The organism is Streptomyces sp. GSL17-111 (assembly GCF_037911585.1).
GTDB lineage: Bacteria > Actinomycetota > Actinomycetes > Streptomycetales > Streptomycetaceae > Streptomyces.
Window position 1 is genome coordinate 623,534 of sequence record NZ_JBAJNS010000001.1, and the last position, 16,366, is coordinate 639,899.

Here is a 16,366-nt window from a genome sequence, read left to right on the forward strand (position 1 = left end):
CGGGAGACGCCCAGCGCGGACCGCACCGCCGTGTGCCCCGGCCGCGCGCGTGTTCGCACGCGCACGTCCGCCCCCTCCCGCCATCCACCCGTCAGCCCGAAGGACCTGCCACCATGGCCGACACGCCCGAGCAAGCCACCGCCCCGACGCGCCGCAGGACCGGCCGCCACCGTGGCGAAGGCCAGTGGGCCAAGGGACACTTCACCCCCCTCAACGCCAACGAGCAGACCAAGAAGGACGATGACGGTCTCAATGTGCGGACACGCATTGAGACGATCTACGCCCACCGCGGCTTCGCGTCCATCGACGGCGCCGATCTGCGGGGCCGGATGCGCTGGTGGGGCCTCTACACGCAGCGCAGGCCCGGCATCGACGGCGGCAAGACGGCCGTGCTGGAGCCGGAGGAGCTGGACGACGAGTACTTCATGCTCCGCGTCCGCATCGACGGCGGCCGGCTGACCACAGGGCAACTGCGCGTCATCGGCGAGATCTCGCAGGAGTTCGCGCGCGGGACCGCCGACATCACCGACCGGCAGAACATCCAGTATCACTGGATCCGCATCGAGGACATGCCGGAGATCTGGCGCCGCCTGGAGGGCGTGGGGCTGTCCACGACCGAGGCGTGCGGCGACACCCCGCGCGTCATCCTCGGCTCGCCCGTCGCGGGCATCGCGGCCGACGAGATCATCGACGGCACCCCCGCCGTCGACGAGGTGCACCGCCGCGTGGTGGGCAACCCCGCCTACTCCAACCTCCCGCGCAAGTTCAAGTCCGCGATCTCCGGCTCGCCGCTGCTGGACGTGGCCCACGAGATCAACGACATCGCCTTCGTCGGCGTGCACCACCCGGAGCTGGGCCCGGGCTTCGACGTGTGGGTCGGCGGCGGCCTGTCCACGAACCCGAAGATCGGCGTCCGGCTCGGTGCCTGGACGCCCCTGGAGGAGGTCGCCGACGTCTTCGAGGGCGTCGTCTCCATCTTCCGGGACTACGGTTACCGACGCCTGCGCAACCGGGCCCGCATCAAGTTCCTCGTGGCCGACTGGGGCCCGGAGAAGTTCCGTCAGGTGCTGGAGGACGAGTACCTCGGCCGCAAGCTGGCCGACGGCCCGGCCCCGGACGCCCCCGTCGAGCGCTGGCGCGACCACGTCGGCGTGCACCGGCAGAAGGACGGCCGCTTCTACGTCGGCTTCGCCCCGCGCGTGGGCCGGGTGGACGGCGCGACGCTGACCAAGATCGCCGACCTCGCCGAGGCGCACGGCTCCACCCGGGTGCGCACCACGGTCGAGCAGAAGATGATCATCCTCGACGTGCCCGAGGAGCAGGTGCGGGCCCTCAGCGACGAGCTGGCCGCGCTCGACCTCACCACGCGGCCCTCGCCCTTCCGGCGCGGCACCATGGCCTGCACCGGCATCGAGTTCTGCAAGCTCGCCATCGTGGAGACCAAGGGCCGGGGCCAGAGCCTCATCGAGGAGATGGAGCGGCGGCTGCCCGGCTTCGCCGAGCCGATCACCATCAACATCAACGGCTGCCCCAACTCCTGCGCCCGCATCCAGGTCGCGGACATCGGCCTCAAGGGGCAGCTCGTCCTGGACGACGAGGGCAACCAGGTCGAGGGCTACCAGGTGCACCTGGGCGGCTCGCTGGGCCTGGAGCCCGGCTTCGGCCGCAAGGTGCGCGGGCTGAAGGTGACGGCCGACGGCCTCGCCGACTACGTGGAGCGGGTGCTGCGGGCGTTCGAGGAACAACGCACCGAGGGTGAGCGGTTCTCCCAGTGGGTGACCCGGGCTGACGAGGGGTCACTGAAATGAGCGAGCGGGCCGCCCCGTTCTACTGCCCCTACTGCGGGGACGAGGACCTGCGGCCGTCCGAGGAGGGGCACGGCGCCTGGGAGTGCGGCGCCTGCAACCGGGCCTTCCGGCTGTCCTTCCTCGGCCTGCTCTCCCGGGGCTTCGCGCGGGACGTGCGGCGGCCCGGCAGCACCGACGACCACGAAGGGGGAACCGCATGAGAACCGCGACCGATCTGCGGGAGCTGGCCGAGGAGGCCGGGCGGGAGCTGGAGGACGCCTCGGCGCCCGACATCCTGCGCTGGGCCGCCGAGACCTTCGGGAAGCGCTTCTGCGTGACCTCGTCCATGGAGGACGCCGTGGTCGCGCACCTCGCGTCCCGGGTCTTCCCCGGTGTGGACGTCGTCTTCCTGGACACCGGCTACCACTTCCCCGAGACGCTCGGCACGCGCGACGCCGTGGCGGCGGTGATGGACGTCAACGTCATCACCCTCACCCCCCGGCAGACCGTGGCCGAACAGGACGCGCGGTACGGCCCTAAGCTCCACGACCGCGACCCCGACCGGTGCTGCGCGCTGCGCAAGGTCGCACCGCTGCGGGAGGGGCTCGCCGGGTACGACGCGTGGGCGACCGGGCTGCGCCGCGACGAGTCCCCCACCCGGGCGGGCACGCCCGTCGTGGGCTGGGACGAGAAGCGGGAGAAGGTGAAGGTCTCCCCCATCGCGCGCTGGACGCAGGAGGACGTGGACGCCTACGTCGCCGAACACGGCGTTCTGACCAACCCGCTGCTGTGGGACGGCTATCCGTCCATCGGCTGCGCCCCCTGCACCCGCCGCGTGGCGCCGGGCGAGGACGCCCGTGCGGGGCGCTGGGCGGGTTCCGGCAAGACCGAGTGCGGGCTGCACGGCTGATGAGTGACGAGACGCGGGAAGCGCAGGGAGCGCAGAGGATGAGTGAGGCAGGACGCCGGGGCGGCACGGTCTGGCTGACCGGGCTGCCGAGCGCGGGAAAGACGACGATCGCCCACGCGCTCGCCGCCCGGCTGGCCGAGGCGGGCCGGCGGACCGAGGTGCTGGACGGCGACGAGATCCGGGAGTTCCTCTCCGCCGGGCTCGGCTTCTCCCGGGAGGACCGCCACACCAACGTGCAGCGGATCGGCTTCGTGGCCGAGCTGCTGGCGTCGCACGGCGTCACCGTGCTCGTGCCCGTGATCGCGCCGTACGCGGACAGCCGCGAGGCGGTGCGCAAGCGCCACGAGCGGGCGGGCACGCCGTACGTCGAGGTGCACGTGGCCACGCCCGTCGAGGTGTGCTCCGAGCGCGACGTCAAGGGGCTCTACGCCCGGCAGGCGGCCGGGGAGATCTCCGGACTGACCGGTGTGGACGACCCGTACGAGGCTCCGGCCGACCCGGACCTGCGCATCGCGGCACACGAGCAGAGCGTCGCCGAGTCGGCCGCCGCCGTGCACACGCTGCTGACCGAGAGGGGACTGGCATGACGACGGCGACCGCGACCGGCGAGCCCACCGACAGCCCGTACGCACTGAGCCACCTGGACGCGCTGGAGTCCGAGGCGGTGCACATCTTCCGCGAGGTCGCGGGCGAGTTCGAGCGGCCGGTGATCCTCTTCTCCGGCGGCAAGGACTCCATCGTGATGCTGCACCTGGCGCTCAAGGCGTTCGCGCCGGCCCCGGTGCCGTTCGCCCTGCTGCACGTGGACACCGGGCACAACTTCCCCGAGGTCATCGAGTACCGCGATCGCACGGTCGCCGAGCACGGACTGCGGCTGCACGTCGCCTCCGTGCAGGAGTTCATCGACCGCGGCGAGCTGCGCGAGCGTCCCGACGGCACGCGCAACCCGCTCCAGACGGTGCCGCTGCTGCGCGCCATCGAGGACCACCGGTTCGACGCCGTGTTCGGCGGCGGGCGCCGGGACGAGGAGAAGGCCCGCGCCAAGGAGCGCGTCTTCTCTCTGCGCGACGAGTTCGGCGGCTGGAACCCGCGCCGCCAGCGGCCCGAGCTGTGGCAGCTGTACAACGGGCGGCACGCGCCGGGCGAGCACGTGCGCGTCTTCCCGCTCTCCAACTGGACCGAGCTGGACGTGTGGCAGTACATCGCGCGGGAGAAGATCGAGCTCCCGCAGATCTACTACGCCCACGAGCGCGAGGTCTTCGCCCGCAGCGGCATGTGGCTGGCTCCGGGCGAGTGGGGCGGGCCCCGGGAGGGCGAGGCCGTGGAGCGTCGGCAGGTGCGCTACCGCACGGTCGGCGACATGTCCTGCACCGGCGCCGTCGACTCCGACGCCGACACGATCGAGAAGGTCATCGCCGAGATCGCCGCCTCCCGGCTGACCGAACGGGGCGCGACCCGGGCCGACGACAAGCTGTCCGAGGCCGCGATGGAAGACCGCAAGCGCGAGGGGTACTTCTGATGAGCCAGCCGAGCACGACGCCGCCCGGCGACGTCGAGGGAACCTCCGCCACCTCGCTGCTGCGCTTCGCCACCGCCGGGAGCGTGGACGACGGCAAGTCCACCCTGGTCGGACGGCTCCTGCACGACTCCAAGTCGGTGCTGGCCGACCAGCTGGAGGCCGTCGAGCTGGCCTCCCGCAGCCGGGGTCAGGAGGCGCCCGACCTGGCGCTGCTGACGGACGGCCTGCGCGCCGAGCGCGAGCAGGGCATCACGATCGACGTCGCCTACCGCTACTTCGCCACGCCCCGGCGCCGGTTCATCCTGGCCGACACCCCCGGGCACGTGCAGTACACGCGGAACATGGTCACGGGCGCCTCGACGGCGGAGCTGGCGGTCGTGCTGGTCGACGCGCGCAACGGCGTCGTCGAGCAGACCCGGCGGCACGCCGCCGTGGCCGCGTTGCTGCGCGTCCCGCACGTGGTGCTGGCGGTGAACAAGATGGACCTCGTCGGCTACGAGGAGTCCGTCTTCGCCGCCATCGCCGAGGAGTTCACCCGCTACGCGGCCTCCCTCGGCGTCCCGGAGATCACCGCCGTGCCCATCTCGGCGCTGGTCGGCGACAACGTGGTGACCCCCTCGGCGCACATGGACTGGTACGCCGGGCCGACCGTGCTGGAGCACCTGGAGACGGTCCCCGTCGCCCACGACCCCTCCGACGACGTGGCCCGCTTCCCCGTCCAGTACGTCATCCGGCCGCAGACGCCGGAGCTGCCGGACTACCGGGGCTACGCGGGGCAGATCGCCTCCGGCGTGCTGCGCGTGGGCCAGCCCGTCACCGTCCTGCCCTCGGGCCGGACGTCGACGATCGAGGGCATCGACGCGCTCGGCGCGGCCGTGGACGTCGCCTGGGCACCCCAGTCGGTGACGCTGCGGCTCACCGACGACCTCGACATCTCCCGGGGCGACCTCATCGCCCCGGCGGAGGCGAGCGTCAGCCCGAGCCAGGACCTCACCGCCACCGTGTGCCACCTGCACGACAGCCCGCTCACCGTGGGCCGGCGCGTGCTGCTCAAGCACACGACCCGCACGGTCAAGGCCATCGTCAAGCAGATCCCCTCACGCCTCACGCTGGACGACCTCTCCCAGCACCCGGAGCCCGGGGAGCTGACCGCCAACGACATCGGCCGGGTCGTCCTGCGCACCGCCGAACCGCTGGCCGTCGACCCCTACGCCGACTCCCGGCGCACCGGATCGTTCCTGCTGATCGACCCCGCCGACGGCTCGACGCTGACCGCCGGCATGGCCGGTGACGCCTTCGCCGAGGCCGCCGCGGACGCCGCCGACGGCGGCCGGGCCGCAGCCGACGACGAGGGCTGGGACTTCTGACATGAACGGTGTCCCGGGCGGCCCGGCGGGATGGGCCGCGTACGCGACGTTCGACCGGCGCGGTGTCCGCGTCGGCAGCGGCCCCCTAGGCAGCGGCCAGGGCGGCATGGGGCGATGCCGCCGGTGACGCCCGCCCCGCCCGCACCACCTCCGTACGTCCGATCTCACCTGCCGTAGCGCCGCCCGCCCGGGTGGCGAAGACGAGAGGACACCCCACGTGCCCACGCACCTCGCCACCCCGGCCACGGCCCCCGCCACGGCTCCCCCGGCGGGCTCCCCCGCCCCCTACGCGGTACGGCTGGACCACGTCTCGAAGGCGTTCGGCCGCCGGGGCGCGCAGCAGCTCGTGCTCGACGACATCCAGCTCCAGGCCGCGCCGGGCGAGTTCGTGTGCCTGCTCGGTGCCTCCGGGTGCGGCAAGTCGACCCTGCTGAACCTGGTCGCCGGGCTGGACCAGCCCACGTCCGGCACCGCCCAGGTGCCCTTCGGGCGTCCCGCGCTGATGTTCCAGGACCACGCGCTGTTCCCGTGGCTGAGCGCGGGCCGCAACGTCGAACTGGCCCTGAAGCTGGCCGGGGTGCCCAAGGCGCGGCGGCGGGAGCAGGCCGCCGAGCTGCTGGACCTGGTGCGGCTCCCGGACGCGTACGGCAAGCGGGTGCACCAGCTCTCCGGCGGCATGCGGCAGCGTGTCGCGCTGGCCCGCTCGCTCGCGCAGGGCAGCGAGGTGCTGCTCATGGACGAGCCGTTCGCCGCGCTGGACGCCATCACCCGCGACCTGCTGCACGACGAGCTGAGCCGGGTGTGGCAGGAGCGGAGGCTCACGGTCCTGTTCGTCACGCACAACGTGCGGGAGGCCGTCCGGCTGGGCCAGCGCGTCGTCCTGCTGTCCTCCCGCCCCGGACGCGTCGCCCGCGAGTGGGACGTCGACCTGCCCCACCCCCGGCGCATCGAGGACTCCGGCGTCACCTCGCTCGCCCGGGAGATCACCGGCCACCTGCACCAGGAGATCGTGCGCCATGCCCGTCACTGACGCCGTGGGCACCCCCGCCTCCGGGCGCGGCCGGGGCCCGGAGGCGGACGACGCGGTGGAGATGGCCTCCGGGCTCGACGCCCTGGAGAGCCAGCCCGCCGCCGAGGCCTCCCGCCGGGTCCTGGCCAAGACCGCGCCGCCGCTGCTCGCCGTCGTGGCGGTGCTGGCCCTGTGGCAGCTCGCGCACGTGTTCGGCTGGTCGGAGCGGCTGCCCTCCCCGGCGGCCGTCGCCGGGGAGCTGGGCGACGCCCTGGCGGACGGCACCCTGCTCCCCTCGCTCGGGCACAGCGTGCTGCGCTGCCTCGTCGGCTTCGCGGCCTCCGCCGTCATCGGCGTCCCGCTCGGCGTGCTGCTCACCCGGATCGCGGCGCTGCGCACGGTGCTCGGGCCCGTGCTGGCGGCCCTCCAGTCGCTGCCGGCGGCGGCCCTGGTGCCGGTCGCCGTCATCGGGCTCGGCCCCTCGGAGGGCGCGGTGTACGCCGTCGTGCTGCTCGGTGCCGTCCCGTCCATCGCCGTCGGCGTGGCCGCCGGGATCGACCAGGTGCCCCCGCTGCTGCTGCGCGCCGGACGGTCCATGGGGGCGCGCGGCCCGAGCGGTGCCCTGCACATCCTGCTGCCCGCCGCGCTGCCCGGCCTCATCGCCGCGCTGCGGCAGGGCTGGACGTTCGGCTGGCGCGCGCTCATGACGGCCGAGCTGATCACGGCGACGCCGCTCCCCGGCATCGGACGGATGCTGGCCGAGGGGAACGAGGCGGCGTCCATGAGTGCGGTCCTGGCGGCCGTGGCGCTCATCCTCGCCGTCGGCGTCAGCGTCGAGTCGCTGCTGTTCTCCCCGCTCGAACGGCGCGTCCTGCACAACCGCGGCCTCACCGGCCGCTGACGGAACGGACCTCCCATGTCACACCGGCCCGCCCTGCTGGTCGTCGCCCACGGCAGCCGCGACCCGCGGCACGCCGCGACCGTCGCCGCGCTGTGCCACCGGGTCCGCGCGCTGCGCCCCGACCTCCGCGTCGAGGCCGGGCACCTCGACTTCAACGCCCCCTCGGTGCCCCGGGCGCTGCGCCGCCTCGACGCCGAGGGCGTGCGGGACGTCGTCGCCCTGCCGCTGCTGCTGACCCGGGCCTTCCACGCCAAGAGCGACATCCCCGCCGTGCTGCGCGAGACGCGAGCCCGGCTGCCCCGGCTCCGCGTCACCCAGGCCGACGTCCTCGGCCCGCACCCCCTGCTCACGGCCGCGCTGGAACGCCGCCTCCGGCAGGCGGGGGTGGACCCCGCCGACGCCGGGTCCACCGGGATCGTGCTGGCGGCCGCGGGCTCCTCGGACCCGGAGGCGATCGCAGTGATCGCAGAAACCGCGCGGGAGTGGCGGCGTACCAGCGGTTGGTGCGCCGTGCGGCCTGCGTTCGCCTCCGCATCACCGCCCCGCACGGCGGACGCCGTCCGCGCCCTGCGCGCCGACGGCGTCCGCCGGGTGGCGGTCGCCCCCTACGTCGTCGCCCCCGGCTTCCTGCCCGACCGCATCGCCGCCGGTGCGGCCGAGGCGGGGGCCGACGTCCTGGCTCCCGTCCTCGGCGACGCCCCGGAGCTGGCGCGGCTGCTGCTCACCCGCTTCCGGCAGGCGTGCCTCCGCCGCGCCGAGCCGGCGGCCGCGTAGAGCGCGGACCGCGTCGGCCGGGAGCCCGAGCGCGGCCGGGAGTTGACGGCGGCCGGCGGTTGACGGCGGCCGGGCTTCGCCGGGAGCGGATTCCGCTGTCGGTGATCCGCCGTTCCCACCCGGTGCCGGTGGGAGCAGAGTGACGCCATGAGACTTCTGATCCTGGGTGGCACCCACTTCGTGGGACGCGCCGTGGCGGAGGAGGGGGTGGCGCGCGGCTGGGACGTGACGCTCCTGAACCGGGGCGGTTCGCCCGCGCCGCCCGGCACCCGCTCCCTCCTCGGCGACCGCACCACCCCCGACGGCCTGGCCGCCCTCGCCGACGGCGCGTGGGACGTCGTCGTGGACACCTGGACGGCCGCGCCGCGCGCCGTCCGGGACGCCGCCACGCTGCTGTCGGCCTCCGCCGGCCGCTACGTCTACGTCTCCAGCCGGTCCGTCTACCGCTGGCCCGTCCCGGCCGGTGCGGACGAGGCGGCCCCGCTGGTGACCGGCTCCCCGGACGCCGAGGACGGCGACTACGGTGCCAACAAGCGCGGCGGGGAGCTCGCGGCCCTGGCCGCCTTCGGGGACCGGGCCCTCCTCCTGCGGGCGGGGCTGATCCTCGGCCCGCACGAGGACGTCGGACGGCTGCCGTGGTGGCTGCGCCGCGTCGCCCGGGGCGGACCGGTGCTGGCGCCGGGCCCCCGTGAGCTGCCCCTGCAGTACGTCGACGCCCGCGACCTGGCGGCGTTCGCCCTGGACGGCGCCGTGGCGGGCCTCTCGGGCCCCTACGACACGGTCGGCCGCTCCGGCGCGGCGACCATGGGCGAGCTGCTGGACGCCTGCGTCGAGGTCACCGGCGCGGACGCCGACCTGTGCTGGACGGACCCCGGGACGGTCGAGGCGGCCGGGATCGAGCCGTGGTCGGAACTTCCGGTGTGGACGCCGCCGGGCGAGCTGCACGACGCCCTGCACCGCGCCGACGCCGGTCGGGCCCGGGCCGCCGGACTGCGCTGCCGTCCGCTCGCCGCGACCGTCGCGGACACCTGGGCGGCGCTCGGTGCGGCCCGCCCCCACCCCCGGGCGACGACGGGCCTGTCGGCGGACAAGGAGGCCGCCGCGCTGCGGGCGCGCGAGGAGGCGTGATCCCCGGCCGGGCGCGCGGCGGCGCGCGTCCGGCCCCGGCGCGTCAGCCGCGCCCGGCGGCCAGCGCCTCCGGCGGCGACGGCACCGCGCGGCGTTCCCGGAGCGGGATCACGGGCACGGCGTCGGGGCCCTCGCCGAGGAAGACCCGGCGCACCACCCGCTCGGCGGCGCGGCCGTCGTCGAACTCGCAGAACCGCTCCCGGAAGGCGGCCCGCAGCGCAGTGGTCTCCTCGGTGTCCCAGGCGCCGGAGAGCAGCAGGCCGGTCAGCTCCTCCTGGGAGGTGGCGACGGCGCCGGGGGGCTCCCGCAGCAGGTCGAAGTAGGTGCCGCGCACCTCCCGGTAGATCTGCCAGTCGTCCGCGAAGACCACCAGGGGACGATCGAGGTTGGCGTAGTCGAACATGGCCGAGGAGTAGTCGGTGATGAGGGCGTCCGCCGCCAGGTACAGCTCCTCGATCCGGGGGTGCGTGGAGACGTCGCGCACCCGGCCGCCGGCCGTCAGCCGGGCCAGTTCCGGCGAGGGCGCGTAGAAGTAGTGCCCGCGCACCAGGAGGGTGACGTCCGGGCCCAGCTCCTCGGCGAGGGCGGCGACGTCCAGGCGCGGCGTGAACTCGGCGTGGTGCTCGCGGTGCGTCGGCGCGTAGAGGAACACCTTGCGGCCGTCGGCGACGCCGAGTGCCTCCCGGGCCGCGCGGACGTCCGCCGCCGTCGCGTTGACCAGCGCGTCGTTGCGGGGGTAGCCGGTCTCCAGCGAGGTGTACCCGCACGGGTAGACCCGCTCCCAGATCTCCGTCGAGAAGCGGTTGGCGGACAGGCTGTAGTCCCAGCGGTCGCAGCGCCGCAGCAGGTCGGCGAAGTCCATGCGCGTCGAGGCGGGGTACCGCTGCTGGTCCAGGCCCATCGTCTTGAGCGGCGTGCCGTGGTGCGTCTGGAGGTGGACCGATCCGTCGCGCTTGACCATCTCGTCGGCGAAGTTCACGTTGTTGACGGTGTAGCGGGCCCGCGCCATCGCCGCCCAGTACTCCTTCGAGCCCGGTCGGACGACCTCCACGCCCGGCGGCACCGGCGCCGCCGGGTCCTTCACCACCCACACCCGGCGGATGTGCGGCGCGAGCCGGGCGACGACCGCGTCGATCGCCGCCGGGTTGCACGCGTAACCACGGCTCCAGTAGGCGGAGAAGAGCGCCAGGTTCTGCTCCAGCGGCAGGCGCAGCTGCGCCTGGTAGAAGAGCCGCATGGCGGCGTCCCTGGCCCGGCCGGCCTGGCGTCTGCCCTGGCTGCGCACCGTCCGGCGCACCTTGTTGGCGGCTTTGACACCCGCCAGCGCGGAGTAGGAGCCCAGGGCGAGAAAGGCGTACTTGCGCCCCTGCATACCCGGCGGCCGGACGAACCCGGCCGGGAGGCGCCTGCGGTAGTCGGCGGCGGCCCGCCGGTAGAACTCGGCCCGCGCGTCCGGCGGCAGCCGGTCCGGCTTGTCCAGCACCGTGAGGTAGTGGTCGGCCATCTTGCGGAACATCTCGGGGCGCCACCGCTCGAGCTCGGGGTGCGCGTCGAGGTGGGCGAAGACCCGGTCGTACTGGTCGAAGACGTCGAAGTGCCTGCGGCTGACCGTGCGCAGGATGTTGCCGCCCGCGCGGCGCTGGCGGTATCGCAGGCACACCCGGTCGAGCACGGCTATGCGCTGCGCGGATATGAGCGAGCAGAACGTCCAGGGGGCGTCCTCGTAATAGCCGGAGGGAAACTCGAAACCGTGCTTCTCGATGAAGTCGCGGCGGTAGGCCTTGTTCCAGACGATCTGCAGGAGATCGAGAAGCTGCGGCCGCTCCCGGAGGGAGAAGACGTCCGGCCCCTCCTGCGCGAGGTAGGCCCGCAGGAGATTGCGCCGCTCAATTCCGTTCCAGTAGGCGCGGGCGTAGTCGTAGACGAGGATCTCCGGGTCGCCGGTGGCGTCGAGCCGCTCCGCGATCGCCCTCAGGGCTCCGGGCGTGAGCGTGTCGTCACTGTCGAGGAACAGGACGTAGTCGCCCGTGGCCTCGGCCAGCCCCGCGTTGCGCGCCCGGCCGAGGCCGACGTTCCGCTCGAGGTGCAGCACCCGGACCCGCTCGTCCCGCCGGGCGTACTCGTCGAGCAGCGCCCCCGACCGGTCCGGCGAGCAGTCGTCGACCGCGACGACCTCGAAGTCTCCGAAGTCCTGCCCCAGCACGGAGTCCAGGCACTCTCTGAGGTAGCTCTGGACGTTGTACGCAGGAACGACGAGCGTCAGTCGAGGCATCCTTCACACCATTCCGTGGGACTCGGACGGGGAACGTGCACGCGGATCGAAGGCTCCCCAGCACCCCCGAGAGTAGTACGTACGCACGACGGACCCCGGGCCGCGCGTCCCCCCGCCCCGTGCGCGCCCGGCGTCGGCCCCGCGGAGCCGACGCCGGGCGAGGGGTGTGCCGTGCGCGGGAGCAGGGCACGGCACCCGCCCTACCGATCGAGTTCGTCGATCGCTGAGAAGACCCGTGCCGAGTTGTTCGTGTCACGTCTGCCGAAGAACGCGTCGATCCGCTCCTCGTACGGGGACTCGACACTGAATTCCCGGTCGATGGCCGCGATGATCTCGTCCACCGCCGCGTCGACGGTTCTGCAGACGGGACCGAACCCGTCCCGCGACAGATCGAAGTATCCGCGCCGGTAGTGCCGTCCATAGAACTCGTCCTCGTCGAAAGGAACGTAGACCAGCGGCTTGTTCATGTAGGCCACGTCGAAGAAGACGGAGGAGTAGTCGGTCACCAGCAGGGAGCACTGCCTCATGGCTTCCTGGACGCCACGCTCCGCCTGATCGGCCACCGTGATGGAGGGATGATCGACCTCGAAATGGCGCAGATAGGGTCGGATCTCGTAGTGCGGGAAGAACTCCAACCGCACCCCTGAGCGCTGCAGGGCCGCGCGCAGGCGCTCGTCCGCCAGGAGCCGGCTGTAGAAGCGGTAGTACTGCGAGGCCGTGAACTGGATCTTCGGCCGGAGGCTGCGGCGGTACGAGGGGATCACGATGTCACGCCGCCAGGTGGGCATGAGCAGAACCGTCGGCACCGACTCCTCGGACTGCAGCGTGTCGAAGCGGGGGAACCCCAGGGTCCGCACCTCCTGTGGCCGGTACCCCATCTCCTGGCGGATGTACTCCGCCTCGTCCTCGGAGACCGTCACGAACAGGTCGACGCTGGTGGACTGACGGTGCGCGGACTGCGACACGTCGTTGTAGGTCACACCGTGCTGCAGGAAGACCCTGCGGTAGCCCAGGAGGTCGCCGAAGTCCCGCAGGTATCCGAGCTTGCTGCGCCCCGGCGGTGCGAGATAGGCCTCCGCGTCGTAGGGGGAGACGAGACGGGTCGCGCTGAGCAGGTAGAGACGGTGCTTCAACGACCCACGAGCGATCACCTTGCCGAAAGGCCGCACCTTGGCGTGGTCGGCGGCGGCGGAATCGATCACGTAGTAGACGTTCCGCCGGGGACGGTTCTCACGCACCCAGCGAAAGAAGTGGTAGCCGTTGTCCTGGGCGGTGTCGTGGCGCTCGCCCACGAGCCAGATGTCACGGCGGGACAGCACCGGGCGAGCCAGCCAGTGAAGGGCCCGAAGCCGCCAGCCCGGCTTGCGGCCGACGATCGCGGCGGCTTCCCGCCCCGCCCTGCGGGCGGCGTGTGCGACCCTCAGGGCCGACCGGGACCGGGCGACGCGCAGCCCCACGGTGCCGTCGCCGCTCACCCGGGTCTCGCACCGGTGGCCCCATGCTCGCAGGACGCCCTTGAACCTGTGCAGAGCCGGGCGGGCCGTGACCGGGACGTCCACGTACCCGCCCCCGTGGATACGGACGGAGAGGCTGTGGGTTCCGCCGTGCAGGGCTGCGAGGTCCTGGGCGGCGAGATCAGCTCGCCAGCCCGCGTACAGGTCCCGCTGCTGCCTGACGTGCCACCGGTCCCGCCGGTACACCTGTCGCACCGGAACCGCGTGCTCGGCACCCCGGTCGGTGTGGAACACGAGCTCCACGGTGTTGGTGAGCGGTTCACTCAGGTCCACTCCGCCGAGTGCCAAGAATCCCTCGACCCGGATGCTTCCGTCCACCACGCGCAGCGACTCGGCCTTCGCCGCGCGGGCTCCGACTCGGAGCACCGTGGACGCCTCGCGGTCACCTCGCACCGTGCGGTGCAGGACGTCGCCCGACACCAACAGCTCGGGGAGGTACGGCGCAGGATCCGACACCTTGCAGAACAGATCGACGTTCCCGGACTTGACCGCGTGATGGAGCAGGCGTGTTCCACGAGGGGCGGCGACGTCCAGAATCACGTCCTCGGGTATCGACCGGTACAGCTCCCGCACCTCGGGGAACAGCTCCGCGAGCTTCTCGGCGGTGAGCATCTTCGGCAGGCTGGAGAGGTACTCATCGAAGCTGCCCGCGACGTAGCGCTGCACCAACCGCGCCTCAGCGGGCTCAGCCCGCGCGTATTCATCCTGCAGGGTGAGGCCGAGTCGTAGCACCTCCCGCGTCAGGGACAGCCGGTCGGCCACAGGGAGGGAGGACCGCGCCGAATCCGGCACACCGTGGACGAAGTCGTCGACGAGGACCGTGCGCCCCGCGCGCAGGAGTGTCCTCAGGACCCACCGGAGCCGGTCGAACGGGCGCGCACCGTGCGGAAACCACTCTTCTCGCATGAGCAGGTCCGTGCGGAACAGCTTTCCGGCGGGGGACTCGGAGAAGACCAGGTTCGGGGCACCGGCGATGCCGGGGAACTCCCGGTCCCCCGAGCCGAAACACGTTCCGTGCAGACGGTCCGCCCCCCGCAGCACGACCGCGTCCCGTCCACGGCCGATCACGACATCGGAGCGGGTCCGCGCCGCCGCGTCGAGCAGTCGGCCCACGGCGTTCTCGGCAAGAATCCCGGAACCGTCCATGAACGTGACGTAGGGCCCTCGGACGCGGGTCGCCACTCCGGTCGCCGCAGTGCCCCCCTCGATCAGCGTGATCTGGTCGTGGGCCGCGGTGATCTCCTCGACCCTCTTCGGCCTCGGCGCGTCGGGGTCCATGACGACCAGTACGTCGAGTCGCGGGAACTCGGGTTGACACAGGAGTGAGTGGAGTGCGTGGTCCAGCCGCTCGGCGGTCTCCGTGGCGTCGACCACCACGGAGGCGAGCACCGGTTCCACCGGGGTTCGGGGTGCCGGCAGCGGCAGTTCCTCGTACCAGTGCCACTGGCCGGGGTCAGGAGCCGCCTCACCGGCGCTCTCAAGAACCCCCGTCTCGGCCGGCCGGAAGGCCAGGTTGCCGCTGGCGGTCTCGTAGGCCTCCAGCTCGAGCCCCTCCAAGGGCCCACCCAGTGCCGTGAGCTCCCGGCCACGCACGCAGAGAGCCGTCATGTGACGCTTGCGTTCCCAGGTGACCCGCACGAGGACATGCACCGTCCCCTGACCGGCCAGACGACCGAGCACTGCCGTGAGCGCCACGGAACCGGTGTAGGTGACGTGGTCTCCGGCCAGCCGTACGTCCTGAAGACCGATCTCCGTCCCGGCACCGGAATCCTTCGCCCGAATCACGAGGTCGAGGTCGGGGAGGTTTTCCTTGGTGAAGCGGCGGAACTGGTTCGGGATCCGACCGGAGAAGCGCAGCTCACCTCCGGAGACCTCCAGCTCCGTCATCTCGTTGAACAGCTTGGCCGAGCGAAACGCCTCGTGCTGCAGACCCAGTTCCGTGACGTCCAGAAAGCGTTCGGCATCGGGTAGCGAGAGATGTTGCCCGGACCAATAGACCCGCTCGTCACGCTGGACGATGTCCGTGGAGATGACACTGCGACGCTGCTCGAAATCAGAGACGGTCAGGGCGGCGGCAGCGAGTCCGTGACGCAGATAGAACGCGCGCACGCGATCCAGCGGACCACAGAGGTCATAGGCTTCGTCCGTGATTCCGGCAAGATAGCTCGAAACCATGGTGAGAAACCGCTCACGGAAATCCGAGTCCCCGGTGCGCAGTTCCTTCATGTACAGGCGCACATCGTGCGTCAGGAACTTGACATCCTTCTGCGTTCTGAGCTCTCGGGCGCCTTGGTCCGCCAGAAAGGAGTCAGCCAGGCGGTGCGCGGCGATCCGGTCCGCGATGCTACGGATTTCCTGACGCCGGTTGGTGATCGAGCCGGCCCCCTCAGGCGCGTCCTCCCAGTACCACCGATAGACGGCTTCCGAGCGGACGGAAATCCCGGCCGCCAGCGCGTAGGCCTTGGCGGAGAAGAGCGTGTCCTCGTAGAAAATGCCTTCCGGAAAGAAGATGTCGTTCTCAGTGAGGAAGGAACGACGGAAGAGCTTGGCCGCGGCGATGGGGTCGTTGATCAGCTCCGGCCACTCGCGGGCCCGCCCCACCGAGCGGTCCGCGCCGTACAGGTCGGCCTGCCAGTTCTGCGTGGTCCCCCTGGCGAGGTTGACGCGCTGCGTTCGCCCGGCGGAGATGTCGGCACCCGTACCGCGCGCGGTGTCGAGCAGGACCTCGCAGGCCTTGGCCGTCAACTCGTCGTCGGCGTCGAGGAACATGACGTAGTCCCCGGTCGCCGCGCGGAGCCCGTCGTTGCGCGGCCCACCCACGCCGCCGCTGTTCGTCGTCCGCGCGATCACACGGAGGCCGGGAAGACGCTCCTGGTACGTGCGGGCCACCGCGAGCGTGGCGTCGGTCGACGCGTCGTCGACGACGATGACCTCCAGCCCCGCATAGGTCTGAACGGCCAGAGAATCCAGCGCCCTGCCCAGGGTCCCCGCCGCGTTGTAGGCGGGTACCACGACAGAGATGACCGGCGCCGCGTCTGCGTTCACTGACATCGTCCTCCGTTACGCAATCGTTTCCTTGGGGGTCCGTTACCCGTGCGCGCAAGCGCGCCTTTCCCGCCCTCCGTGACGCCCCGCCAAGCCGACAATGAGCGGCCACAGAAGAGGAATCACGTGCTCCGGTGTGA

Annotated in this window: 12 protein-coding genes; 10 read left to right on the forward strand and 2 right to left on the reverse strand. The window is 72.4% G+C overall.

Annotated features, from left to right (window positions below):
• Window positions 1-113: 113 nt before the first annotated feature.
• From V6D49_RS02920 to V6D49_RS02965, 10 genes are all read left to right on the forward strand, one after another.
• Window positions 114-1,808 (forward strand): nitrite/sulfite reductase, encoded by a 1,695-nt coding sequence (locus V6D49_RS02920; protein ID WP_340556800.1) that lies wholly within the window; start codon window positions 114-116, stop codon window positions 1,806-1,808.
• Window positions 1,805-2,008 carry a hypothetical protein gene (locus V6D49_RS02925; RefSeq protein WP_340556802.1) on the forward strand — a complete coding sequence of 68 codons (204 nt, stop codon included), beginning with the start codon at window positions 1,805-1,807 and terminating at the stop codon, window positions 2,006-2,008. Before V6D49_RS02920 ends, V6D49_RS02925 begins: the two co-directional genes overlap by 4 nt.
• Window positions 2,005-2,697: a phosphoadenylyl-sulfate reductase gene (locus V6D49_RS02930; RefSeq protein ID WP_340556804.1), complete on the forward strand. Its 693-nt coding sequence runs from the start codon at window positions 2,005-2,007 to the stop codon at window positions 2,695-2,697. The genes V6D49_RS02925 and V6D49_RS02930 overlap by 4 nt, the downstream gene beginning before the upstream one ends.
• On the forward strand, window positions 2,697-3,284 hold the full coding sequence (gene cysC / locus V6D49_RS02935; protein ID WP_340556805.1) for an adenylyl-sulfate kinase: 588 nt from the start codon (window positions 2,697-2,699) through the stop codon (window positions 3,282-3,284). The genes V6D49_RS02930 and cysC overlap by 1 nt, the downstream gene beginning before the upstream one ends.
• Entirely contained in the window at window positions 3,281-4,216 is a 936-nt protein-coding gene (gene cysD / locus V6D49_RS02940; RefSeq protein ID WP_340556808.1) for a sulfate adenylyltransferase subunit CysD, read from the forward strand. Before cysC ends, cysD begins: the two co-directional genes overlap by 4 nt.
• Window positions 4,216-5,583: a sulfate adenylyltransferase subunit 1 gene (locus tag V6D49_RS02945; protein ID WP_340556810.1), complete on the forward strand. Its 1,368-nt coding sequence runs from the start codon at window positions 4,216-4,218 to the stop codon at window positions 5,581-5,583. Before cysD ends, V6D49_RS02945 begins: the two co-directional genes overlap by 1 nt.
• 217 nt (window positions 5,584-5,800) lie before the next feature.
• Complete coding sequence (locus V6D49_RS02950) at window positions 5,801-6,613, forward strand: ABC transporter ATP-binding protein (RefSeq protein WP_340556812.1); 813 nt, start codon at window positions 5,801-5,803, stop codon at window positions 6,611-6,613.
• Entirely contained in the window at window positions 6,600-7,493 is an 894-nt protein-coding gene (locus V6D49_RS02955; protein ID WP_340556814.1) for an ABC transporter permease, read from the forward strand. Before V6D49_RS02950 ends, V6D49_RS02955 begins: the two co-directional genes overlap by 14 nt.
• 15 nt (window positions 7,494-7,508) lie before the next feature.
• Window positions 7,509-8,267 (forward strand): sirohydrochlorin chelatase, encoded by a 759-nt coding sequence (locus V6D49_RS02960; protein WP_340556816.1) that lies wholly within the window; start codon window positions 7,509-7,511, stop codon window positions 8,265-8,267.
• A gap of 147 nt (window positions 8,268-8,414) precedes the next feature.
• Complete coding sequence (locus V6D49_RS02965; protein WP_340556818.1) at window positions 8,415-9,395, forward strand: NAD-dependent epimerase/dehydratase family protein; 981 nt, start codon at window positions 8,415-8,417, stop codon at window positions 9,393-9,395.
• A gap of 43 nt (window positions 9,396-9,438) precedes the next feature.
• Here V6D49_RS02965 and V6D49_RS02970 read toward each other — a convergent pair whose 3' ends face one another.
• Entirely contained in the window at window positions 9,439-11,667 is a 2,229-nt protein-coding gene (locus tag V6D49_RS02970) for a bifunctional glycosyltransferase/CDP-glycerol:glycerophosphate glycerophosphotransferase (protein WP_340556820.1), read from the reverse strand.
• A gap of 200 nt (window positions 11,668-11,867) precedes the next feature.
• Window positions 11,868-16,232, reverse strand: a complete 4,365-nt coding sequence (locus tag V6D49_RS02975) for a bifunctional glycosyltransferase/CDP-glycerol:glycerophosphate glycerophosphotransferase (RefSeq protein WP_340556822.1) — start codon at window positions 16,230-16,232, stop codon at window positions 11,868-11,870.
• Window positions 16,233-16,366 lie beyond the last annotated feature (134 nt).